The 22,678-nt window shown below is 42.7% G+C and carries 18 protein-coding genes and 1 pseudogene; 11 read left to right on the forward strand and 8 right to left on the reverse strand.

Annotated elements, in window-relative coordinates; translation table 11 throughout:
• Nucleotides 1–218 precede the first annotated feature (218 nt).
• Entirely contained in the window at nt 219–917 is a 699-nt protein-coding gene (locus J2S11_RS21640; protein WP_307398193.1) for a hypothetical protein, read from the reverse strand.
• Between the two features lie 228 nt (nt 918–1,145).
• Between J2S11_RS21640 and J2S11_RS21645 the strand changes: the two genes are divergently transcribed.
• The 7 genes from J2S11_RS21645 (at nt 1,146) to J2S11_RS21675 (ending at nt 9,400) form a co-directional block, all read left to right on the forward strand.
• On the forward strand, nt 1,146–1,589 hold the full coding sequence (locus J2S11_RS21645; protein WP_307398195.1) for a hypothetical protein: 444 nt from the start codon (nt 1,146–1,148) through the stop codon (nt 1,587–1,589).
• Nucleotides 1,579–2,688: a phosphodiester glycosidase family protein gene (locus J2S11_RS21650; protein ID WP_307398197.1), complete on the forward strand. Its 1,110-nt coding sequence runs from the start codon at nt 1,579–1,581 to the stop codon at nt 2,686–2,688. The genes J2S11_RS21645 and J2S11_RS21650 overlap by 11 nt, the downstream gene beginning before the upstream one ends.
• A 243-nt stretch (nt 2,689–2,931) precedes the next feature.
• Nucleotides 2,932–3,411 carry a DinB family protein gene (locus J2S11_RS21655; protein ID WP_307398199.1) on the forward strand — a complete coding sequence of 160 codons (480 nt, stop codon included), beginning with the start codon at nt 2,932–2,934 and terminating at the stop codon, nt 3,409–3,411.
• A 290-nt stretch (nt 3,412–3,701) separates the two neighbouring features.
• Nucleotides 3,702–4,208: an ArsR/SmtB family transcription factor gene (locus J2S11_RS21660; RefSeq protein WP_307398200.1), complete on the forward strand. Its 507-nt coding sequence runs from the start codon at nt 3,702–3,704 to the stop codon at nt 4,206–4,208.
• 73 nt (nt 4,209–4,281) lie between these two features.
• Nucleotides 4,282–5,610: an MFS transporter gene (locus J2S11_RS21665; protein ID WP_307398202.1), complete on the forward strand. Its 1,329-nt coding sequence runs from the start codon at nt 4,282–4,284 to the stop codon at nt 5,608–5,610.
• Between the two features lie 171 nt (nt 5,611–5,781).
• On the forward strand, nt 5,782–7,524 hold the full coding sequence (locus J2S11_RS21670; RefSeq protein WP_307398204.1) for an ABC transporter ATP-binding protein: 1,743 nt from the start codon (nt 5,782–5,784) through the stop codon (nt 7,522–7,524).
• A gap of 13 nt (nt 7,525–7,537) precedes the next feature.
• Nucleotides 7,538–9,400: an ABC transporter ATP-binding protein gene (locus J2S11_RS21675; RefSeq protein ID WP_370875592.1), complete on the forward strand. Its 1,863-nt coding sequence runs from the start codon at nt 7,538–7,540 to the stop codon at nt 9,398–9,400.
• Between the two features lie 183 nt (nt 9,401–9,583).
• Here the strand turns inward: J2S11_RS21675 and J2S11_RS21680 are convergent, their stop codons facing one another.
• Nucleotides 9,584–9,931, reverse strand: a complete 348-nt coding sequence (locus J2S11_RS21680; protein ID WP_307398209.1) for a GIY-YIG nuclease family protein — start codon at nt 9,929–9,931, stop codon at nt 9,584–9,586.
• Nucleotides 9,932–10,187: 256 nt separating this feature from the next.
• On the opposite strand from J2S11_RS21680, the gene J2S11_RS21685 reads away from it, so the two are divergent.
• Nucleotides 10,188–10,580: an OsmC family protein gene (locus tag J2S11_RS21685; protein WP_307398211.1), complete on the forward strand. Its 393-nt coding sequence runs from the start codon at nt 10,188–10,190 to the stop codon at nt 10,578–10,580.
• A gap of 53 nt (nt 10,581–10,633) precedes the next feature.
• Complete coding sequence (locus J2S11_RS21690; protein WP_307398213.1) at nt 10,634–11,080, forward strand: hypothetical protein; 447 nt, start codon at nt 10,634–10,636, stop codon at nt 11,078–11,080.
• Here the strand turns inward: J2S11_RS21690 and J2S11_RS21695 are convergent.
• Nucleotides 11,067–11,825 carry a VCBS repeat-containing protein gene (locus tag J2S11_RS21695; protein WP_307398216.1) on the reverse strand — a complete coding sequence of 253 codons (759 nt, stop codon included), beginning with the start codon at nt 11,823–11,825 and terminating at the stop codon, nt 11,067–11,069. The genes J2S11_RS21690 and J2S11_RS21695 overlap by 14 nt on opposite strands.
• 229 nt (nt 11,826–12,054) lie before the next feature.
• On the opposite strand from J2S11_RS21695, the gene J2S11_RS21700 reads away from it, so the two are divergent.
• Nucleotides 12,055–12,651 (forward strand): DUF421 domain-containing protein, encoded by a 597-nt coding sequence (locus J2S11_RS21700; RefSeq protein ID WP_307398218.1) that lies wholly within the window; start codon nt 12,055–12,057, stop codon nt 12,649–12,651.
• Nucleotides 12,652–12,702: 51 nt separating this feature from the next.
• On the opposite strand, the gene J2S11_RS21705 is transcribed toward J2S11_RS21700, so the two are convergent.
• Together J2S11_RS21705 and J2S11_RS21710 are read right to left on the reverse strand one after the other, a co-directional pair.
• Nucleotides 12,703–13,074: a YybH family protein gene (locus J2S11_RS21705; RefSeq protein WP_307398219.1), complete on the reverse strand. Its 372-nt coding sequence runs from the start codon at nt 13,072–13,074 to the stop codon at nt 12,703–12,705.
• A 300-nt stretch (nt 13,075–13,374) separates the two neighbouring features.
• Complete coding sequence (locus J2S11_RS21710) at nt 13,375–13,830, reverse strand: Dps family protein (RefSeq protein WP_307398221.1); 456 nt, start codon at nt 13,828–13,830, stop codon at nt 13,375–13,377.
• A gap of 282 nt (nt 13,831–14,112) precedes the next feature.
• Between J2S11_RS21710 and J2S11_RS21715 the strand changes: the two genes are divergently transcribed.
• Nucleotides 14,113–15,684, forward strand: coding sequence for a glycosyltransferase (locus J2S11_RS21715; RefSeq protein ID WP_307398223.1), 1,572 nt, complete (start codon nt 14,113–14,115; stop codon nt 15,682–15,684).
• A gap of 73 nt (nt 15,685–15,757) precedes the next feature.
• Here J2S11_RS21715 and J2S11_RS21720 read toward each other — a convergent pair whose 3' ends face one another.
• From J2S11_RS21720 to J2S11_RS21730, 3 genes and pseudogenes are all read right to left on the reverse strand, one after another.
• Nucleotides 15,758–16,417 (reverse strand): class I SAM-dependent methyltransferase, encoded by a 660-nt coding sequence (locus J2S11_RS21720; protein WP_307398224.1) that lies wholly within the window; start codon nt 16,415–16,417, stop codon nt 15,758–15,760.
• A 292-nt stretch (nt 16,418–16,709) separates the two neighbouring features.
• Nucleotides 16,710–17,774, reverse strand: a pseudogene (locus J2S11_RS21725) (tetratricopeptide repeat-containing glycosyltransferase family 2 protein); the annotation flags it as partial.
• Nucleotides 17,775–17,950: 176 nt separating this feature from the next.
• A partial coding sequence (locus J2S11_RS21730; protein ID WP_307398225.1) for a beta strand repeat-containing protein occupies nt 17,951–22,678 on the reverse strand: 4,728 nt, incomplete at its 5' end.

The following is a 22,678-nucleotide window of genomic DNA, read 5'->3' on the forward strand; positions in this document are numbered from 1 at the left end:
TTGATATTTTTGATTTGTGGGACATAAAAAATGCTCCTCCTAGTCGTAAACAGTTTTTATTATTTAAACTGTCTACCACAAGGGGAGCATATCATTTTCTACTTTTGGGGCAACTCTTTTATGTGTCTATGTTTTTGCGAGTTTACTTTACTCATATGCTGAAAATTTATCTGTTTACTTATTAGCGGACTTTTTAACGTTTAAATTTGTTATGTCTATTAACGTAGCTTGCTCATAAATTCGGATTTTAAGCTAGAAATTTTATCCTGATATTCTTGTTCGATTCTATTTACTTCTGTGGTTGGCAAATTGTTGTCTGCAAGCTCTTCTTCCATTTCACCTAAAAGAGCATAAAAAGTTTGGTCTAAATTATTTTCTAAAGTTTGAGCGGCTTGCATATATTTTTTTGATAGGGCTACTAGATTTAACGTGCCATCCTCTTTTTTCTGTGTGTATTCGGCGTATCCTGAATCAAAAAGGTCGTTAAGCTTTCCTGTAGCAGATTGCTCTAATGCTGTGAAGGTAGGAACATAGGAATCTACAATAGCCTGTTCCGTCACTGGTTCATCCTGAGAGCTTCCTCCACCTGTCGAAGGCTGATTTTGCGAAGGACCAGGATTGCTAGTAGAGCCTTGATTACTAGGCTCCTGATTGTTTGAGCTAGTTTCGTTTGTCTCACTAGGCTGTTGTCCATTGTCGTCTGTCTGCTCTCCATCGTTATTCTCTTCATTTGTTGTAGGTGGCCTTTTACGATCATTAAGAATGTCATCAAAGGAGAAAAATTCCTTTGAAAACTGTTCATTAAGCTCTTGCTCCACCGCCTGATCAGGAGTTAAAAACTGATAAACCAAATACCCTCCCCCAAGCAGAAGCACAAGAAATAGCAAGGCCAGTATCGTTAGTATTTTTTTTCTCATGGTTCCCTCCAGTAGGTCAAGTAGATGTTGGTGATACACGTTCTAGGAGCATTTGTGAACGTTATGAAATGGACGAAACTTTTGTCTAATTAGTAAGTATAAGAATACGTAACAAAGCAAAAAACATCAAAAACTGTCTATTCTACAAACAATATTCGTTCAAATCTATGATAGAATGACTGTTAAGCTAGAATAATAGTGAAAAAACAAAGGGGAGTAAGCACAGCAATGTCAGAAGTACAGTATCAACAAAACCCTAAGCAGACGCGGCCGTCCAGAAGGAAAAAACAGAATAGATTGGTGAGCTGGGGGATTCCTATGCTTTTATGGATCGGGCTTGTAGGTGGGAGCTATTATTTAGCGACTGAAACTATAGATACATTGAATCAACAGCTAGAGCAGATTCATCAAGCTAATCAATCTAAAGTAGAGGAATTGAATCAAAGTGTAACTGAGCTTCAATTAAAGCTAGAGGGTGTGACCGAAAAGCTAGTAACGATGGAATCAGGTCTACAGCTTGTTCAGGAGGATCTATCTATAACTGGAGACTCTATGAATTCTTCAGATGAAACAAAGCAGGCTTTAAGTCAGCAAATTACTAGTCTAAACAAAGAGCTAGAGGGGCTAAGAAAGTCAATTCAACAGCTGGAGGAAGCGGCACGTGTCTACTAAGGTTCATGTTGCCTTAGCGTTGTTTTTTGCCCTAGTTGTTGGAGTGTTTGTGGCCACTTTTCAGCAGTTGCCCCAAGTGGCTATACAAACGCAGCAGTTAGCTCTCCCATTAGAACAAGCGAATGCGGACGAGCCTAGTGTACCCAAGCGTTTTGAAGACATGCACACTATGTTTGAGAGCTTAAATCAAACGGTGGATCAATCTAATGAAAATACACAATCCATAAGAACAATTTTATCGGATATGACAGAATTTGCTTTGGCTGAGAAAGCGGAGTTCGACTCACAGGCTCAGATGGTTGCGGATGCTCGCAAAATCAGTGCGGCAGAAACAAAGAAGTCTGCTGATCTATTAGACACAATCATCACAAATTTATTGGGTGATCCTATTGGACAAACGTTTGGTGATAACTCTACTATAAAAGTATTCTCTCTGAAGGAAGCGGGTTACAGAGGATATATGGCTAAGGTAAGGCTACATAATCCAAAAGCTGTACGCTTAGCTCTGGCAGGTGACGGAATCGGGAATAGTGGAGAGACAACCAGCCAAGCTGGAAAACGTCATAATGCAGCTTTAGCCATTAATGGCGGGGGATATGCTAGAGGAGCAGACGGACTATTATACCCAATCGGCATTACTGTGGTTGATGGGGAAATTAAGACGTTTTACCGGACGGATCTTAGCTTCGTAGGCTTTAATAGCAATGGTCATTTAGTTGGTGGAGATTTAACAACAAGAGAACAGATTCAAAACTTGGATGTTCAGCATGGGGCAACCTTTGTTCCAACGTTATTAAAGGATGGGAAGAAGATGCCTATTCCTAAAGAATGGCAAAACACGAGACATCCTCGAACTTTAATCGGTCACTTCTCAAACGGTGATGTGCTCTTTATCGTCATTGATGGTCGACAAAAAGGCTATAGTAACGGGGTTACGCTTGAGGAAGCTCAGGATAAGTTGCTAGAATTTAAAGTTGTGGATGCATATACGTTGGATGGTGGAGGGTCAAGCGCCTTCTATTATAATGGCAAGCTTTTAAACAGCCCATCTGATGGCAGGGAAAGAAGACTTCCAACAAACTTTGTGGTTATGCCATAAGAAAATTTGTTCTTAATAAATGAAATAAATTTGTTTAATTGTAATATAGGAACTAGAATCCAATAGCTAAATCCTGATAGGAAGCTTTACCTTCTTATCAGGTTTTTTTAGCTGGATCTTACAAAATGATAGATGAATGATCAGTTTAGTTCTTGAGTTTTTATCGAAACTAATATTATGCTTACCATAGCGCTCAATTCTTTAATAGATATTTAAAATAAAGCTTAGAGGGGACAGATGATTATGACTCACGCTAAAACCGTATTATTAGACCAACTATTAGCCAATGCAAATGACCGCAGTTGGTATCTTTCATTCCAGGAAGTAGCTGATGGAGTGACTGATGGAGAGGCAAATTGGAAACCATATTCTAAGGGTCACAGCATGGCTGAAATCGTTCAGCATTTGATTTATTGGAATCGAGTCTGGCAGTCGAGATTTGAGCAGTCTAACGTTACTGCTGTTCAAACATTAGAGGATAATGCTGATACGTTTAGGATAGGTAAAGATCGTACATTTTCTGAGTTGAAAAAAGACTTGTTAGATACACTCTTGTCTTGGCAAGACCTAATCATAAGTGAGAGTAGCTTAGATTCTAAAGTTCAGGGGTTTCCAGAAGACGCTGAATGGTGGGCCATAATTGGAAATGTAGCAACGCATAACGCGTACCATATTGGACAAATCGCTTACTTGAGGAAAATGCAAAAACATACCATTTCTTAATAAGAAGAAAGAAAACCATAGTAAAGCAGCATTTAATTTTATAATCGTATTCTAGAGGGTAGTACTAGCTTCGCTGGTACTACCTTTAAAAATTTTAAAAAGCCTATTTACAGAATGGAAAAGAGGAAGTATAATCTAAACATGATCTATTTTTATAGATCGAGTAAATTAATTAGTTTAATTTAGATTATTAGATTGAATAAAAAATATAGATCAAGAGAAATGTTGTGAATCGCTAGGTATATGAACCAAATGGATGGCCAAGAAAAAGATAAACTGGAGGTAAAAAAATGTCTAATAAGATGAACGATCAAATGATGCCTGTATCCATTGAGCAATCTAAGCTTTTAGGAAATCCTTTACGAATCAAGATAATAGGTGCCTTATATGGAACAGCCAAAACATCTAAGCAAGTAGCCACACAAATTGGAGAGTCACCTGGGAATGTTCATTATCATGTTCAGAAGCTCTATCAAGGTGGACTGATTGACTTAGTTGAGGAGAAAAGAGTTGGCGGTGTCATTGAAAAGTATTACCTTTCTAAAGCAAAATGGTTCAAGTCCGATCAGGATGTGAAGGTATTTCCGGAATTAGACGATAGCTTTGAATCTGCTTCAGCAACGAATATCAGTATGAGCCTACAGTTGAAGGAGTCTGAGCAAGAAGAGCTGCTAAATGAATTTCGAACCCTTTTAGAAAAATGGGTAGAGCGAACATCGACTCCTGAACACGCCATGGAAGAAGAATTTGTCATCGGGCTGAAGCTTGTTTCACGGAAGGAAAAACAGAAGGATTAATCATCAAATGGAAGCACCTAATAAATTTTTCGAATAGACAAAGTAATAACTCAAAGGAAGGGTAGGGAAGGTCATGGGGATTTTTAAGAATCGTAATTTTAGTTTAATGTTTGTGGGAAGGCTTGTTTCTAATATTGGGGGGAGCTTGTATGCTGTTGCAGCCATGCTACTTATTTATGATCTTGGAGGCTCTACCTTTTATACAGGATTAGCTGGCTTTTTATCGATTTTACCAAGGATCGTAGAGTTTTGCTCGGGACCTTTAATTGATCGTATCCCTATTCGTTCCTTACTCATTCGAACTCAGATGATACAGTCTGTCCTTCTGCTAATTATTCCATTAGCCGCTATGTTTAATTTTTTATCTGTGGCACTTGTTCTCATCATCACACCGATTATCTCTACATTTAATGTATTAATTTATCCGGCACAAATGGCTGCTTTGCCAAAGGTATTGCCAGAGAAGGATTTGACAAAGGGGAACTCCCTGTTCACCATAGCATATCAAGGAGTAGACATTTCATTTAATGGTATTGCTGGAATCCTTTTCGTGATGATCGGACCATTCGCCTTATACTTAGCAAATTCAGCTGCCTTTTTGGTGGGAGCGATTCTGTTTAGCTTTATTCGTTTGACTCAAAAGAGTGATTCATCTTCTGAGAAGAAATCTCTTTCTACAGATTCATCAACCGTAGAGGCGGTAACTAAACAGAAGAGAAATATGAAAGAATCGCTAGACAGATACATTCATGATTTAAAAGAAGGGGTATCAGTAATTGTTGGCAGCTTTTTCGCTAAGATATTAGCTGGAGTCATCATCTTGAATTTTGTCAGTGCGGCTACATTTGCTGTGTTTCCCGAGTTTGGACTGGAAATTGGAGGGACAGAATACGTTGGATTTTTACTTGTTGCGTCTGCAGTTGGGAGTTTAGCAGGTGCTCTCATTGCCCCTGTACTGAAGCTTGAACGATTTCCTCTAGGAAAAATGTACACAGTTGGCTATTTATTTGCTGGCACATGCTGGGCATTAGCTGCGTGGGCTCCAACAGGATGGATGACACTTGTTCTTTATGCGATTGCTTGGATTCCAGCAGGGGCATTAAATATTGTCATTCTAACGGCTCTACAAAAAATAGTACCTAAGCATTTAATGGGACGTGTGTTCACTGCTGCTACTAGTTTGTCAGGAATAGCGGCACCGATTGGTCATTTGTTTGGAGGAAGCTTAGGGGTATGGACTGGAAGTATTTTCATTGTAACGCTCTGTGGTTCAATTGTCATTCTAGTAGCTCTTTACTGGCTCGTAGATCCTGAGTGTCGTAACCTACCTGCAACGGAGAATATGAGTGAAGATGATCTTCCGATGAATCGTCTGCCTGTAGGGCAGCAGGTGACAACCTAACTATTATCCTGAAGAGAAACTCTGCTAGAAAATTAATGATATTAAACAAGAAGCAGATCCTTATGAGAGAAGAGGATTTGCTTTTTTTATTTGATGACTACCCCTGAAAGTAAGAATTGCTGTAAAATATAGAATATAGCTTATAGACATAGATCATACGGGGGATCATTCATGCTAAAGGTACTTTCCTTTTTAAAACCATACCGCATAGCTGTTGCGGTCGCTTTATTTCTAACGATTATGGAGCTTTTTGTTGAGCTTTTTCAGCCATTAATTATGGCGAGGATTATTGATCATGGGATTATGGAAGGAGATCTCAACACCGTCTTATTGTGGGGCGGGATTATGGTAGGTATTTCTCTTATTGCCTTTGCTTCAGGAATCATAAACTCCTTTTATTCGGCTCATGTGAGTCAAAACTTCGGCTTTGATATTAGAAAAGATTTGTTTGAGAAGGTACAAGCCTTTTCTTTTGCCAATTTCAATAGGTTTCCCACATCCTCACTGATCACAAGAATGACAAACGATATTACTCAGCTGCAAAATGTTATTTTTATGGGGCTACGGATCGCTTTGCGTGCTCCTCTGCTAGTGATTGGCGGAACCATTATGGCGCTTATTGTCAATGCCAAGCTGGCCTTAATCTTATTATTGACCATCCCTTTTCTTGTTTGTTTTTTAATTTGGATATTAAACCGAGGAGGGACACTTTTCCGATCTGTTCAAGATAGACTGGATGGGGTCAACAATGTTATGCAGGAAAACCTAGCCGGAATAAGGCTTATTAAAGCATTTTTAAGAAGAAAGCATGAGTCAAAGCGCTTTGGGGTGTCTAATCAACAGCTCATGGATCGTACTGTTTCCGCACTGCGTTTTATGGAGCTGACGATGCCCATTCTTCTTCTGGTGATGAATCTTGCAATCATTGCTGTGCTTTGGTTTGGCAGCCGAGAGGTGACGGCAGGAGGAGCTTCAGTAGGTGAAGTGGTAGCAATTGTTAACTATATTACGAGAATTACAGGGGCTTTGACGGTATTTTCCTTTATCATCATGGGAGTTTCTAGAGCAAGAGCGTCAGCCAATCGGGTTACGGATGTGCTCGACACGGACATTGATTTAATTGACGCAGAAAACGTAACGCCTAACACTCGCTTTCAGCAAGGCTCTGTTGAGTTTAAGCAAGTTGGCTTTAGGTATCCTAGCTCAGAATCTGCTGTGCTAGAGGAGATTTCCTTTAAGGCTGATGCAGGAGAAACGATTGCGATCCTCGGTGCCACTGGCTCAGGGAAAACCTCTTTATTCCAGCTTATTCCTCGCTTGTATGATGTAGATCATGGAAGGATTCTGATTGATGGCCTCGATATAAGCATGGTAAAGCTGAAGGATCTCAGGCAGCAAATTGGCTATGTTCCGCAAGAGGCTCTCCTTTTTACAGGAACAGTAAGGGAAAATATTGCTTGGGGTAAGGAGCAGGCAACCATGGAGCAAATTGTTGAAGCAGCCACAGCAGCCCAAATTCATGAGACTATTATGAAGCTTCCTAAGCAATATGACACGGTGGTTGGGCAAAAGGGAGTGAATCTTTCTGGTGGTCAGAAGCAAAGACTTTCTATAGCTCGGGCATTGATTCGAAATCCAAGGATTTTACTGTTAGATGACAGTACGAGCGCATTAGACTTAAAAACAGAAGCAAAGCTGCTTCAAGCCATTAAAGAGTACACCTGTACGACATTTATCATTACGCAGAAGATCAGCACATCCATTGAAGCGGATCGAATTCTGATTATAGAAGAGGGTAGATTGATTGCTGAGGGAAATCACCAGGAGCTTTTAAAGGACTCGGATCTCTATCAACGAATCTTCCAATCTCAATTTGGAGAGGAGGAGTTAAAGCATGCTCAAACATCTCAGTGAATTTTTCCAAATCATTCGTAAAGGACTTATTGAACCATTTCACTATAAAAGGATTTCTCTTAAAGACGAAGAGAAAAAGGGTGAATCGAGAACCCCTCTAAAACAGGAGGGAGCTCCTAAAAAAAAGAAAATCAAAAATTGGTCTGGAACGTTAAAGAGAATATGGGGTTACTTAGCTGTCAACAGACTACAACTTTCCTTGGTTCTAGTGATGGTCATCTTAAGCTCAGTTTTGGCTCTACTTGGTCCTTTTTTAATCGGGATGGCCATTGATAACTATATTGTAGAGTGGGACGCTAGTGGATTGGTTAGAGTACTAATTGGGTTAGCTATTATTTACTTGATGTATTCCTTATCCATTTGGCTACAGAATTATTGGATGATTGCTATCGCACAAAAAACGGTCTACACAATGAGAACACAGCTGTTTAACCATTTACACAAGCTTCCTATTCCGTTTTTCGATAAGAGACAGCATGGTGAGCTCATGAGCCGAATAACGAACGATATAGAGAACGTCAGTTCAACGTTAAACAGTTCTTTTATTCAAATTTTCTCTAGTGTTCTTACCCTATTAGGAATAGTTTCTGTCATGCTTTGGCTCAGTCCCTTGCTTACTCTTTTAACCATGATCGTTATTCCTATGATGTTCTTTGGGATGAAATGGATTACAAAACGAACAGGCAAGCTCTTCAAGGAACAGCAGAGACACTTGGGAAGCTTAAATGGATTTATTGAGGAGACGGTATCAGGACAGCGTATCGTTAAAGCTTTCTCTCAAGAGGAGAAGGTCACAAGGGAATTCTTAGTGAAAAGTGAGAATCTAAAGACGGCTGGATTCTGGGCTCAGACTTTCTCTGGATTTATCCCTAAGCTGATGAATATGCTCAATAACCTAAGCTTTACAATCATTGCAGCTATGGGAGGTGTTTTCGCCCTCCTCGAGCTGATTACTATTGGTACAATTGTTATCTTTGCTGAGTACTCGAGACAATTTACTAGACCATTAAATGATTTGGCTAACCAATTTAATACGCTATTGTCTGCGATTGCCGGGGCAGAAAGAGTATTTGAAATTATTGATGAAGAGCCAGAGGAAAAGGAAAGCACGAAGGATAAGCCGATCTCATTTGATCATTTAAAAGGAGAGGTTGAATTTGTACAAGCATCCTTCTCCTACGAAAAAGGCGGCAATACAATTCGAAATATTAGCTTTCATGTACAGCCAGGTCAAACAGTCGCCTTTGTTGGTCCTACCGGAGCGGGGAAAACAACGATTATCAATCTGCTTTCCCGTTTCTATGATCTAGATAGTGGCTCACTCTTAATTGATGGACATGAGATTACATCCATTAAACGAGAAGAGCTTAGAAAGCATATGGGATTTGTTTTGCAGGACTCTTTCCTGTTTCAAGGTACAGTACGGGAAAATATTAGATATGGACGTCTTGATGCAACAGATCAAGAAATTGTCGAGGCAGCTAAGCTAGCTAACGCACATTCATTTATTATGAAGCTTTCTCAGGGCTATGATACCGTGCTAACGCATGGGGGAAGTGGGATAAGCCAAGGGCAGAAGCAGCTTCTTTCCATAGCCAGAGCCATTTTAGCTAATCCATCTCTCTTAATTCTTGATGAAGCAACTAGTAGTATTGATACGATTACAGAATTGAAAATTCAAGAAGCGCTAGAACGGTTAATGAAGGGGAGAACAAGCTTTGTGATTGCCCACCGTTTAAATACCATCCAAAAAGCGGATCAAATTATGGTCTTAGAGGACGGACAAATTATTGAGCAGGGTTCACATGAGGAATTGCTGCAGCAGCAGGGTTTTTATCATGGGCTGTATCATAGTCAGCTAAGAGAGGTTATGTAGATCTTTGTTATAACAATGAAGTTTTATTTAATAATAACTATTAAGTATACGTGTGGTAACATCCATGAGTACCTGTTTTATAACGAACACTATCCTGTATTATTTCGGGCATGAATTAAGATCATGCCCGATTTATAAAATTAAAAAGTACTATCATCAAAAAGATATTTAATATCATTTATCTTATTTATGATACCCTCTTTCTCCAAAAGGCTGGAGTTCCTCAAGCCACTTCTCTTCAAGCTTTTCCAGCTCCTCTTTTTCATTAAAGTATAATTTATCCTTGTCTTTCTTTAAGGTTTCAAGTACATCAACTGTAAAAGCCTCTTGGCCGAATTCCTTCCACTCTAGCTGTAATTCCTTATTCTTATGACTCCCCATTTCCAGCATAAACTTGACTCCATTTAAGGTTTTTAAATTTGGAGTACTACCGATAAACACCTTTCCATTTTGTCTGTTCTTAATTTGGTAGATGCCCGCTTCTATTTTCGTCTCTTTAAATTGCTGCTTTAATTCTTTTTTACGATCCATATTTCTTCCTTCTTTCAAATTTATTATTCAAACGCCTTGCAGAAAAACAAACATTTAAATAATATGTTTGTTATATTTATAGACATTATAAATAATCGTTTGTTATAAATCAAGAGTAAAAGCAACCTATTAGGTTGACTATCTTTGTAGAAAAACAAATTTACAAAGTGAACAGCTCTGCTTTCTGGCAATCAGTAGTAGCAAAGTGGCTAGAAATAGGGTATAAAAGAGAATAAAAGCAAAGGGATGGGTACATATGGTTACAATCGAAGTTGGAAAAGAGAGTAATGGGAACTATCTCATCCAAAATGATCAAGGTTTTTCCTCTGTTGGGCTTAACGCACCAGGCGGAGAAGAAGGGTTAACTCCCATAGAATTAATTTGCTCGTCACTCGGCCTTTGTGTAGCTATCGCAATCAAAACCATTATAAAGCGGGATGGACTAGAAATGGAAAGTCTGAAAGTAGAGGTTGGGGCGACCAAGGCTCAAGGTAGTCCATCTAGAGTTGAGCACTTTCAAATCAACGTTCATCTAGAGGGAGTGTTTGATGAAGCACGGAAAAAGAAACTCATCACATCCGCTAAGCGTGGCTGTACGATTGGACATACCCTAGAACGTGGGGCTACAATTGATCTTGAAATAGTGTAAAAGGAAGACAATCAATGACTATGAAATAAAAGGATAAAAAAGGGGAGAGACGTATGGAGAAAGTAAGGCTTGCTCAGAATATAATGCTAATGCTTGAGGCGGTACGAGCCAAAGGATTAACAAATGAAGAAATTTTACGTGACGTTGAACATAAGGAGGCAGCCTACTTTGAACCCTTCGGCAGAGGAATCCCAGACTGGGCTACCTTTATTGAATTTGCTAGAGGTAATAGTGAAAAATTCAAACAAGCTCTTGAAAAGGGTTATCAAGTTGGCTTCCTTACTTTTGGAGGTCTAAAAACGCTGCTGAGTATTAAATTCGATTTAACAGGGGAAAAGGATTATGAGCTTGGCTCTGACCATGTTCAACAGGTACCCTTAACCTCCGAACAACTCGATGCTCTTAAAAGCATACTCTCAAACAACTGGAGTATAGCTGTTCAAGAACAGAATCAGGAAACTGAAAAATCATTAGTTAAGATACATCTTACACAGCTTTAATTTCATTACCGTAAATGGATGCCCATTGGTAAACGGGAACGAAGAGCCCTTGTTCTTTGTTCCATTCCAATGGTGTTTGTAGATACCCTAATCCGTCAGCGTTGTATAACCCGATGATCCGTTGAAATGGCCATAATTCATATTGTCCGTCTCTTTGTAGATCGATAGGATACACGCCGCTAACCCCAGAAATACTTCCCTCTGTAGGTTTTTTGAGCTTTCCGTCAGTCGTATAAAGCTGAGATAAATACTCAGCGTCCCTACCACTAATATCTAGGATATATTCCTTGTTAAGAGAAGGAACTAGAACACGCACCTTGTAAAAGTCCTCATAGTTGACCATACCTTGCCCATATTTTTCGTAGAACCAATCATTATCATATAATTTTCGTGCTTGGTTATGGAGAAAAGAAAATAACTCATCATAAGTGAAGGCACCACTGCCTCCTGAATCAATGCTTACGAGAATATCCTCAGCGTCATCACCAGTAAAATCACCCAAGAAGATTGTTGGATTATAGCCAGCATTGTCTTTTAGATCTATTGAATACGTCATTCCAGTACGTCCATCTTGAACATGTAACTGAATATTTTCTGTGTAGGGTGAATTGGGCATGGGTTGCCCTGTTAAGTACACGTGATCCACAATGTGATCGCCATTTACATCTCCCCACTGACCGCCGGGAAGTATGGAAGGATTTCTCGTTAGATCAGGATAAGGCTGATAACGATAAAAATAACTCATAGCTGGCAACTCCTTTATAATCATGATTAATTCTTATTTTTATTCAAAGCTGTGGAAGCACAACTCTAGCCGTTTAATCATTTCAATAGACAGGAGCCTAACTCATTATTGCTTTACTATATGAAATAAATTTCACACGGTGCTTGTAATAAGCAGATAGAAACGAAAGTAATAATAATCCTTTCTCCTACAAATGCTAAAAAAAGACGTACACAGGAGGAAAACGGGAATGGATTTCATATGGGAAACGATCGTTCTTACATTAGCAGGTATCTTACTATTACGTTTAACGGGAAGAAAATCAGTGGCGCAGATGACCATATCCTCAACGATTGTTCTAGTCTCTGTGGGAACAGTTATTGTTCAACCGGTCATACAGAAAAACGTATGGAAAACGATTCTAGCCATTGCTATTATCAGTGTATTACTTATTATCATTGAATTCCTACAGATGAAATTTAATCTCTTTGATATAATATTTTCTGGTAAGTCAAAGGTTATCATCAAGGATGGGAAGCCTCATACTGAAAATTTGATGAAGCTCAGGCTTGGGATAGACCAATTAGAAATGCGTTTGAGGCAAAATGGAATCAGTAAAATAGAAGACGTTCAAACAGCAACTTTGGAAGCAAACGGTCAAATTGGGTATGAATTAATGCCCGACGCAAAGCCGCTAACTGTTGGGGAATTTAAGAAACTCATGGGCTACCCTACTGCGAGTCAGCAAGTACAATCTTCCTTGCACCAACAAGAGGAAGGCTACAATCTGTTTGATGAAGTAAAAGCTGATGGACATGATAAGCTTATACCTAAAAGGCTAGAGTAAAAAACAATCCCTACTCCAGTACATAGTAGGGATTGTCTTATTATCATTCAACTAATCTGTAAACGTATTTTGATCATGGACTAAGAACCAGTCTGGACCAATTTTTCTTAGAATGAGAGTTAGATAATATTTTTTATTGTAAGGGACACCGTTAAGGTCTATATCATGATACTCGACCTGCACAACAGCATAACCCAGCTCGCTTGTTTCTTCTTCTTTAATGATTGAAAAGTTGAAGCTCCAATCGGGATCATTAAACCAATCTTGATTCATAGAGCGAACATCGTCATATCCCCTAATCAATCGACCTGTAGGCATAATAACACTGATGTCTGATAAGCTGGATAAAGTGTGCTGCAAAGTGGATAAATCTTTTTTCTGGATAGACTCTAGATGTTCTACAACAGCTGAATGGAATTTCATTTTTTGTTCCTCCTCAATTTTTGAATGAGGAGCTAGCGGAGATTATGTCTTAGCTTTAGTCCTCATTCGCTCTTTTTACACCATTGCTTAAAACGGACTAATGTGGAACTAGAGAACATGAGTCATCACTCCTTTGATTTATAATAAATAAGTATATCAGAATATTAAGAAAAACAATATCTTCCACACTGAAAAACAAATTAAAGAGACAGAGGCAGCTACCTCTGTCCTTTTTACCTAAGTTAAAATTGGCAGTACACCCTAGCACTTTGGATTTTTGTAGGGCAAGTTGTAACAAATTTATTTGTTCAAAAAAGCTTTAAGCATCCATGCGTGCTTCTCAATATTTCCTCTAATATCGATTAGCATATCAGCAGTAGGTTCGTCTTTATGGTTTTCCGCTACACCGATTCCTTGCTTTAATTCTTCAATGATCGTTTGAAAATCATTATAAATGGTTTCTACCATTTGCTTTGGTGTTTCATTACCAGTAGCCTCAGTAATTGTTGCATGCTGTAAAAAATCTCTCATTGTAGCGACAGGCTTTCCATTGATGGCTAATAAGCGCTCCGCTAAATCATCAATATACTCAGCAGCAGCTGTATAGAACTCTTCATACTTTTCATGTAGCTCATAGAAATTTTCTCCACTAACAAACCAATGATAATTATGGAGCTTAATATAAAGGACACTCCAATTCGAAATTTGTTTATTCAATACGTCTGTAAGGTTTTGAGTAGCCGTTGTTTGTGACATCGTGAACACCTCTCTAATTTTTTTAGATGAGTTACAGCAGTTATTTGCTCTTAACAGGAACAAGTCCTTTTCTACTTTATATGTTCCCCTAAACGAAACTAAATAAACGCTGTAAACAAAAGTTTATTTTATTTATTATTATATTATAATAATTATTATTAAATATCAAGTATAAATTAGAGATGAATTATTATTGTCATTTATTGAAGAAAAAAAGACATATCTCAATCTGAATAGCCATATTCATAAAGTAAAATGTCTGGGGATAAAGGGGTTTGAAGGGTGAGTAATCAGCAACGAAAAAGTAGAGTATTAATTGGTAGTCCGATTAATCAGAAGCCCAATATACTAATGAAGTTTTTGGAATCACTAAACCAGTTAGAGCAAAGGACAGTAGAGCTCTCTTTTTTATTTTATGATGATAATGAGGACATTGTTGCTTCACAGTTATTGCAGGACTTTTCTGCTCAACATGAAGATTGTCATATTGAGAAGCCTCGAACGACTTTGGAAGATAGCCAAAGTGGTCTTTCGTATCATAGAAGTGAGATAACTCATTTTTGGAACGAGCAATTAATTTGGAAGGTAGCGGATTTTAAGGATCAAATCATCAAATTTGCAATGGAAGGAGAATATGATTATCTATTTTTAGTCGATTCGGATATTCTTTTACATTCACCAACAATTGATCATCTGGTCTCAACGGATAGGGATATTATTTCAGCTATTTTTTGGACGAAATGGCAGCCTCATGCGACAGCTCTTCCACAGGTTTGGATGATGGATGAATATCAGCAGTATGAAAAAAGAAGAGGCGAGCATCTCACTGAGGAAGAGATCAGAGGGAGGCATCTGCTGTTTTTAAGCAAGCTCAGAGTTCCTGGAACGTATGAGGTTGGAGGCTTAGGGGCATGTACATTAATAAGTAATAAGGCACTACAGGCAGGAGTGAGCTTTAAAGAAATTCCTAACCTGTCATTTTGGGGAGAGGATCGTCATTTTTGTGTGAGAGCAGCAGCACTTGGCTATCCCCTGTTTGTTGATACTTACTATCCTGCATACCATATCTATAGAGAAGCTGATCTTGAAGGTGTTGAGGATTATAAAAGACAAAATCAACTAGTCACGTTCCCAATAAGCTCAGCGCCACCTACAGTGAAAAATAGATTGACCTTATCCATGGTCATCAAGAATGAAGCAGATAGGTATTTGACAGAGACCTTAAGAGAGGTACGTGAATATATAGACGCAGCAGTAATCATAGATGATGGAAGTGAGGATCAAAGCGTAGAGATTGTTAAGGATATTCTGAGGGGTATTCCCTTACATCTCGTCCAGAATGATGTATCCAAATTTTCAAATGAGATTATACTTAGGAAGCAGCAATGGGAGGAGACGATAAAAACAGACCCACAATGGATTCTAAACTTAGATGCCGATGAGTGCTTTGAAAAGAAATTTAAGTATGAAGTAAAGAGATTGATGGATGATCCAAATTTTGATGTGTACTGTTTCAGACTATATGATTTTTGGAAGGAAGGCTATTACAGGGACGATCAATACTGGAGCGCTCATCTAACATACCGCCCCTTTTTAGTGAGATATAAAGAAAACTATGCGTATAAGTGGAAGGAGACACCTGTGCATTGTGGACGATTTCCGGCAAACATCTTTCAACTGCCTACAGCAACATCTGAGCTTAGACTGAAACACTATGGATGGATGAGGCAAGTGGATAGAGAAAAAAAATACACACGATACATGCTTCAAGATCCTGGAGGAAAGTATGGATGGCCCGAACAATATCGTTCCATCCTAGACGATAATCCTAACCTAGTAAAATGGGAAGAGTAATTCATGAAAGAAGAGAGAGTCATTTTGATGAGATGTACTCAAATATTGCTTTGACGGAGTAAATCTCATCACTCTATGCGTGACAGAGTACAGAGCGGTAGCAATACAGTCGTCCCCACAAATCATTGAAAAGCACATCATTAGGGATCTCAGTGCTTACCTCTCCAGCGAAGCTAAGCCCTACTTCACTTACTAAGGACGCTAACTCCTTAATCTGGATGGTGGGATAATCAAAAGTGAGTACTATTAATCCATTCTTTTTTAATGTTCTCTTAAATTCTTGTAATGTAGCTAACCTGTCATTAGGAGATAAATGCTCGAACACAGATATGCAAAATACTTTTGTGAAGCTTGACGATTCGTAAGGGAGCTGTGTAAGGTTAGCTTGCTTGAACTGAATACGTTTTATATCTTCTAGTTCCTTATTAGATAAAGTAGCCAATGAACCAGGCCCAAAATCATTTTCAATTGCTTGCTTCACATCCACTAATGACTCAATTTTTGGATCTAGGTCACAAGCAAAGACTTCCTTACACCTTCCTGCTAAATGAAACTTAAAGGGGTGACTCATTCCACATGCCGCATCTAGAGCAATGTCCTCTTCCTCAACAAACTGACTAGCCCAAGCATATTCGTAAATCCGGCTCCACCAGGTTTGAGGTAAGGGGAAAATAAAATGCTCTGCTTTTAAATCAGATTGATGAAAAAATCTAGATTTCAATAAATTAGACATCCCTTTTCTCACTCCCTTTTTTAGGAGTTCCCACTTTTAATGTTGCCTCCTGAGCTTCTTCTGTTTCTACGTGAGTATCTTTTGTTTTTGTATTCTTTTTTGATGCTCTCTTGGTATATTTTCTTTTTCCTGTTGATTTATTTTCTTCTGGTTCTGACTGAACTATTGTTTTAGGATCAGATGCTGCTTCATTTTCAATTTTGTTAAAACTTGGTGTAATTTTTGAATCGATGTTCTCCGTTACGGTCAACTCTTTATCTTCTGTGTTTGTGTTCGCTATGTTGTTATAGCCTAAAATCTCTTCTAAATATTTTTTATTATGCAGTACTCTCCAATCTCCAGGGACAAAGCTCCTAGCGATTTCATTGTGATGATAGGCCAACTGATGATTCCCCAATTGATCATAACAGATACAAAGCTGTAGATGGGGAAGCCAGGTCCAACAAGCATGATTAATAAATCCCCAGTTATCCTTAGGTTTTTCCAATGCTGTAGCTAAATTGTACCAGAACACCGCTTTTTGAGGCTCCTTTTGGTTTAAGAAATGAAAGCCTAAACGGCAGCAAAAATCTGCGCGAGGCTTATCATATTGAAAGGATCGTAATGTGCTTTCAAGCTCCTTATCTTTATCTCCCAATGCGTTGTAGCAATCCGCTATTTTCCCGCAAGCTGCAATGTTATCCTCAACCCAGCCCTCCTTGGTGTCAAGAAACTTGTTGTAATAGATAATGGCTTTTTCATGTTGCTGATGATCTAAGAGTTCATTAGAGTAATAGTATAAATCTCTAGGTGAAAACTCCTCACCTTTAGCTAATCTTCCTTCATAGATCATGATGTTACGATCTGAATCATGTCTCATGCTTTTATGTGAAACGGAGATATCGGCTACTTGGATATTTCCATAGACTTCTAAATATTCATGTACGGCTCCTATCCATTTAAAGCCTTTTTGCCGATTCACAAGTCTGTTTCTTCTTAGGCTAGATACTACATTTCCATGCTCATCATAAGCAAGGTTATATTTCATGGAAACGGCATCCACAGAAGGACTAAGGTTAGATTTTAATTCAAGTAGCTTCTTTTGATCTTCCTCTAACAATACGTCATCTGCATCAAGCCACAGAATATATTCTTTTGTTGCCTTTTGAAAAGCAAAATTTCGAGCCGCTGCAAAATCATTAATCCATTTGAAGTTAAAAATACGGTTTGTATATTTCTTTGCTATCTTTGTCGTTTTATCTGTTGATCCTGTATCCACGATATTAATTTCATCTACTATTGATTTAACGCTTTCCAAGCAGCGTCCTAGTGTTTCTTCTTCATCCTTAACGATCATACATAAACTGATTGTAATCATCACGTAGCCTCCATTTTTTTCTTACAACGATATGTATATTCTGTAAGTGGAGGTTTGTTGAAAAAGAATGTTCAATTGGATTGTTTATAGGACATGTTATGAGAATATATATTAGGGTAGAAGAGGAGGCATTAAAAAGTGTAGAGAGAACTTCTCTCTACACTTAATGAGCTCCATTAGATAACTAAGCAATTTAAGGCCCTATTTTGCACCTGGGCACTAGATAACCCCGACAAGGATGTGGCTTGGATACCAATTGTATACGTGTTTGAACCAACTACCGGACTGCTATCGATATAAGTGATTGGGTTTAAATAAATTTGAGTACTTGCTAAGCTAGCAGCTTGGGCAAATGTGAACTCTCCTATCAGTGCGTTGTTTCTTCTTATACGAATGGAATAGTTGAAGCTAAAACTAAGTGTAGATGCTAGCTGCACCTGTAAAATAGCATCTATTTTTACATGACTTGTAGCTAAAGCGTTCACTGTTGTTGTCAGAAGAGTTACCTCTGCTCCCGTGGTAAAGGCAGTAGAAGTAGTTACTTGGTTAAAGCCAAGCACCATTGTTGGACCTGTTGGGCCAGTGCTTCCCGTCGCTCCTGTAGCTCCAGTTGCCCCTTGGGCTCCCGTCGGCCCTTGAGTTCCAGTGGCACCTTGAGCCCCTGTTGGTCCCTGAGCGCCAGTCGATCCTTGGGCTCCGGTAGGTCCTTGAACTCCCGTCGGTCCCTGAGCACCAGCCGATCCTTGAGCTCCAGTAGGTCCCTGAGGACCTGTAACCCCTTGAGCGCCGGTTGCACCTTGCGTTCCAGTGACACCTTGAGCACCTGTTGGTCCTTGAACACCCGTGGCTCCTTGCGATCCCGTAGTCCCTTGAGGTCCCGTAGGTCCTTGAGCGCCAGTCGGTCCCTGAGGTCCAGTAGCTCCTTGAGTTCCCGTTGGTCCTTGAAGTCCCGTAGGACCTTGAGTTCCAGTCGGTCCTTGAACGCCGGTAGATCCCTGAGCACCCGTCGATCCTTGAACTCCGGTAGCTCCTTGTGATCCCGTAATTCCTTGAAGTCCCGTAGATCCCTGAGCGCCCGTAGGTCCTTGAACTCCTGTTGATCCTTGAGGCCCAGTAGCCCCTTGGGCACCTGTCGGTCCTTGCGATCCTGTTGGTCCTTGAGCCCCCGTTGGTCCCTGAGCTCCAGTAGGCCCTTGCGGTCCGGTTGATCCCTGAGCGCCAGTAGGTCCTTGCGGCCCTGTTGCGCCTTGAGCTCCAGTAGACCCTTGCGCCCCAGTTGGCCCTTGCAGACCAGTAGCACCTTGAGAACCTGTTACACCTTGCGTCCCAGAAGGCCCTTGATTTCCGGTCGGTCCTTGAGGTCCCGTCGGTCCCTGAGCCCCAGTAGGCCCTTGCGATCCTGTAGCTCCTTGAGCGCCCGTAGGTCCTTGAACTCCAGTATCCCCTGTAGGACCAGTGCTTCCAGTATCTCCTTGAGAACCAGTAACTCCAGTAGGCCCGATGTCCCCAGTAGTTCCTTGAACGCCGGTGTCGCCCGTAACTCCAGTGATCCCCGTCGGCCCTTGAAGACCAGCCTCTCCAGTAGCCCCAGTGACTCCAATCGGACCTTGAGCTCCGGTATTCCCAGTAACCCCTGTGATACCAGTTGTTCCTTGAGTTCCAGTCTCTCCTGTAGGACCAGTGACGCCAGTTGTTCCTTGAGCTCCAGTATCACCGGTAGCTCCTTGAGGACCCGTAGCACCTTGGATGCCAGTAGCTCCCTGAGCCCCAGTAGCCCCTTGAGGCCCTGTTGCTCCTTGAGCTCCGGTAGCCCCTGTGGCGCCCGTCGTTCCTTGAGTACCGGTATTCCCAGTAGCCCCAGTGATACCAGTTGTTCCTTGAGGTCCAGTGTCTCCCGTAGCGCCAGTGTCCCCTGTAGGCCCTTGAGGCCCGGTCTCCCCAGTAGCGCCAGTGGAACCCGTCGTTCCTTGAGCTCCAGTATCTCCTGTAGCCCCAGTGACTCCTGTTACTCCTTGAATTCCGGTAAGCCCAGTAGCGCCAGTGGAACCCGTCGTTCCTTGCGCTCCAGTATCTCCTGTAGCCCCAGTGACTCCTGTTACTCCTTGAATTCCGGTAAGCCCAGTAGCGCCAGTGTCACCCGTCGTTCCTTGCGCTCCAGTACCACCAGTATCCCCAGTGGCCCCTGTCACTCCTTGCGGCCCGGTACCTCCAGTGACTCCTGTCACTCCTTGAGGTCCAGTATCACCTGTGGTTCCAGTGTCCCCCGTCGTCCCTTGATCCCCAGTCTCACCTGTAGCCCCAGTGACTCCCGTCGTTCCCTGAACCCCGGTATCCCCAGTAGCGCCAGTCGTTCCTTGAGCGCCTGTTGGCCCTTGGTCTCCCGTCGGTCCTTGAGAGCCAGTAGCCCCTTGGACACCTGTAGGTCCTTGGGGTCCTGTTGGTCCTTGAGTACCGGTATCCCCTGTCTCCCCGGTGACACCTGTCACTCCTTGAGCACCAGTAACTCCCGTAACCCCCGTGACTCCAGTAGTTCCAGTGTCCCCCGTCGTTCCTTGAGTTCCCGTCTCACCGGTAGCCCCCGTATCTCCAGTTGTACCTTGGGCTCCAGTATCTCCCGTAGCGCCAGTGTCACCTGTAATTCCTTGAGCTCCAGTATCTCCTGTAGCCCCAGTGATACCAGTTGTTCCTTGAGGTCCAGTGTCTCCCGTAGCACCAGTGACTCCAGTAGTTCCTTGATTTCCGGTATCCCCAGTAGCGCCAGTGGAACCTGTCGTTCCTTGAGCTCCAGTATCTCCTGTAGCCCCAGTGACTCCTGTTACTCCTTGAATTCCGGTAAGCCCCGTAGCGCCAGTGTCCCCCGTCGTCCCTTGATCCCCAGTCTCACCTGTAGGACCAGTGACGCCAGTTGTTCCTTGAGGTCCGGTATCCCCAGTATCCCCAGTGACTCCTGTAGGTCCTTGCAGTCCGGTATCTCCTGTGGTTCCTTGAGCTCCAGTCGGTCCTTGACTCCCCATAGCACCCTGAGCGCCCGTCGGTCCTTGCTCTCCCGTAACGCCAGTGGACCCCGTTATTCCTTGAACTCCGGTATCTCCGGTGGCACCAGTAGTTCCCTGAGCTCCAGTGCCGCCAGTATCTCCTTGAGCGCCGGTTGGTCCTTGACCTCCCGTAGCTCCTTGAGGTCCAGTCTCACCAGTAGCCCCAGTGTCCCCTTGGGGTCCTGTTGGTCCTTGAGCCCCCGTCGATCCTTGAGCTCCGGTGGCTCCTTGCAGTCCAGTACTACCTTGCAGTCCGGTCGGTCCTTGGGCTCCAGTCGCTCCTTGAGTCCCCGTAGGTCCCTGAGCTCCTGTAGCCCCTTGAGCCCCTGTAGGCCCTTGAACTCCTGTAGATCCTTGCACTCCAGTTGCTCCTTGAGCACCAGTAGGTCCTTGAACACCCGTGGTTCCTTGAGCGCCCGTCGTTCCTTGAAGTCCTGTAGCCCCTTGAGGTCCCGTAGGTCCCTGAGCGCCCGTCGGTCCTTGAACTCCTGTCGATCCTTGAGCTCCCGTAGCCCCTTGAACTCCAGTCGGTCCCTGAGCGCCCGTCGGTCCTTGAACTCCTGTCGATCCTTGAGTCCCAGTAGCCCCTTGGGCACCTGTCGGTCCTTGAGCCCCCGTAGGTCCCTGAGCGCCAGTAGGCCCTTGAGGTCCGGTTGATCCCTGAGCGCCCGTCGGTCCTTGAGTTCCGGTAGATCCTTGAGGTCCAGTGGCTCCTTGCAGTCCAGTACTACCTTGAAGTCCAGTACTACCTTGAAGTCCGGTCGGTCCCTGAGCTCCGGTGACACCTTGAGGTCCAGTAGGCCCTTGAGGTCCAGTAGCTCCTTGAGGTCCAGTAGCTCCCTGTGATCCCGTGATTCCTTGAGGTCCTGCAGCCCCTTGAGCCCCCGTGGCACCTTGGATGCCAGTAGGTCCTTGAACTCCCGTGGCACCTTGCGCTCCCGTTGGTCCCTGAGCTCCGGTGACACCTTGAGCACCTGTTGCACCTTGAACCCCAGTGGCTCCTTGAGGTCCCGTAGCCCCTTGGGCCCCTGTTGGTCCTTGAGCTCCCGTAGCTCCTTGGGCTCCAGTGGCACCTTGCGCCCCGGTAGGTCCTTGAGCGCCAGTGACTCCTTGAGGCCCTGTTGCGCCTTGAAGTCCTGTAGGTCCCTGAGCTCCCGTAGCCCCTTGAACTCCAGTGGCTCCTTGAGGCCCAGTAGCCCCTTGGGCCCCAGTAGCTCCTTGAACTCCAGTGGCACCTTGAACGCCCGTAGGTCCCTGAGCTCCGGTCGGACCTAGAGGTCCCGTAGCTCCTTGGGCTCCGGTGACACCTTGAGCCCCTGTTGGTCCTTGAGGTCCAGTGATTCCTTGCAGTCCCGTAGGTCCTTGAACACCAGTAGCCCCTTGAACGCCAGTAGATCCTTGAGGTCCAGTAGGTCCTTGAACTCCGGTAGCTCCTTGTGATCCCGTAATTCCTTGAGGACCAGTAGCCCCTTGAGTTCCGGTAGGTCCATGAGCACCAGTAGGCCCTTGAGGTCCAGTAGCTCCTTGAGCACCTGTTGCCCCTTGAACTCCAGTGGCACCTTGAACGCCCGTCGGTCCTTGAGGTCCAGTAGCCCCTTGAGCACCAGTAGGCCCTTGATTTCCGGTAGCTCCTTGAGCCCCCGTGGGTCCTTGGGCTCCTGTAGAGCCTTGAACACCAGTGGTCCCTTGTGGTCCCGTCGGTCCCTGAGCTCCGGTGACACCTTGAGGACCAGTAGCCCCTTGAGTTCCGGTAGGCCCTTGAGGTCCAGTAGCTCCTTGAGCACCAGTAGGCCCTTGATTTCCGGTAGCTCCTTGAGCCCCCGTGGGTCCTTGGGCTCCTGTAGAGCCTTGAACACCAGTGGTCCCTTG

This window comes from Bacillus horti, from assembly GCF_030813115.1.
In the GTDB taxonomy this organism is placed as follows: domain Bacteria; phylum Bacillota; class Bacilli; order Caldalkalibacillales; family JCM-10596; genus Bacillus_CH; species Bacillus_CH horti.

What these genes read in the sequence shown, in the direction of transcription:
- J2S11_RS21640 (WP_307398193.1), bottom strand. Translation starts at nt 917, where the DNA reads ATGAGAAAAAAAATACTAACGATACTGGCCTTGCTATTTCTTGTGCTT.
- J2S11_RS21705 (WP_307398219.1), bottom strand. Translation starts at nt 13,074, where the DNA reads ATGAAATTCCATTCAGCTGTTGTAGAACATCTAGAGTCTATCCAGAAA.
- J2S11_RS21660 (WP_307398200.1), top strand. Translation starts at nt 3,702, where the DNA reads ATGTCTAATAAGATGAACGATCAAATGATGCCTGTATCCATTGAGCAA.
- J2S11_RS21690 (WP_307398213.1), top strand. Translation starts at nt 10,634, where the DNA reads ATGGAGAAAGTAAGGCTTGCTCAGAATATAATGCTAATGCTTGAGGCG.
- J2S11_RS21655 (WP_307398199.1), top strand. Translation starts at nt 2,932, where the DNA reads ATGACTCACGCTAAAACCGTATTATTAGACCAACTATTAGCCAATGCA.
- J2S11_RS21665 (WP_307398202.1), top strand. Translation starts at nt 4,282, where the DNA reads ATGGGGATTTTTAAGAATCGTAATTTTAGTTTAATGTTTGTGGGAAGG.
- J2S11_RS21645 (WP_307398195.1), top strand. Translation starts at nt 1,146, where the DNA reads ATGTCAGAAGTACAGTATCAACAAAACCCTAAGCAGACGCGGCCGTCC.
- J2S11_RS21695 (WP_307398216.1), bottom strand. Translation starts at nt 11,825, where the DNA reads ATGAGTTATTTTTATCGTTATCAGCCTTATCCTGATCTAACGAGAAAT.
- J2S11_RS21685 (WP_307398211.1), top strand. Translation starts at nt 10,188, where the DNA reads ATGGTTACAATCGAAGTTGGAAAAGAGAGTAATGGGAACTATCTCATC.
- J2S11_RS21710 (WP_307398221.1), bottom strand. Translation starts at nt 13,830, where the DNA reads ATGTCACAAACAACGGCTACTCAAAACCTTACAGACGTATTGAATAAA.
- J2S11_RS21720 (WP_307398224.1), bottom strand. Translation starts at nt 16,417, where the DNA reads ATGTCTAATTTATTGAAATCTAGATTTTTTCATCAATCTGATTTAAAA.
- J2S11_RS21670 (WP_307398204.1), top strand. Translation starts at nt 5,782, where the DNA reads ATGCTAAAGGTACTTTCCTTTTTAAAACCATACCGCATAGCTGTTGCG.
- J2S11_RS21700 (WP_307398218.1), top strand. Translation starts at nt 12,055, where the DNA reads ATGGATTTCATATGGGAAACGATCGTTCTTACATTAGCAGGTATCTTA.
- J2S11_RS21680 (WP_307398209.1), bottom strand. Translation starts at nt 9,931, where the DNA reads ATGGATCGTAAAAAAGAATTAAAGCAGCAATTTAAAGAGACGAAAATA.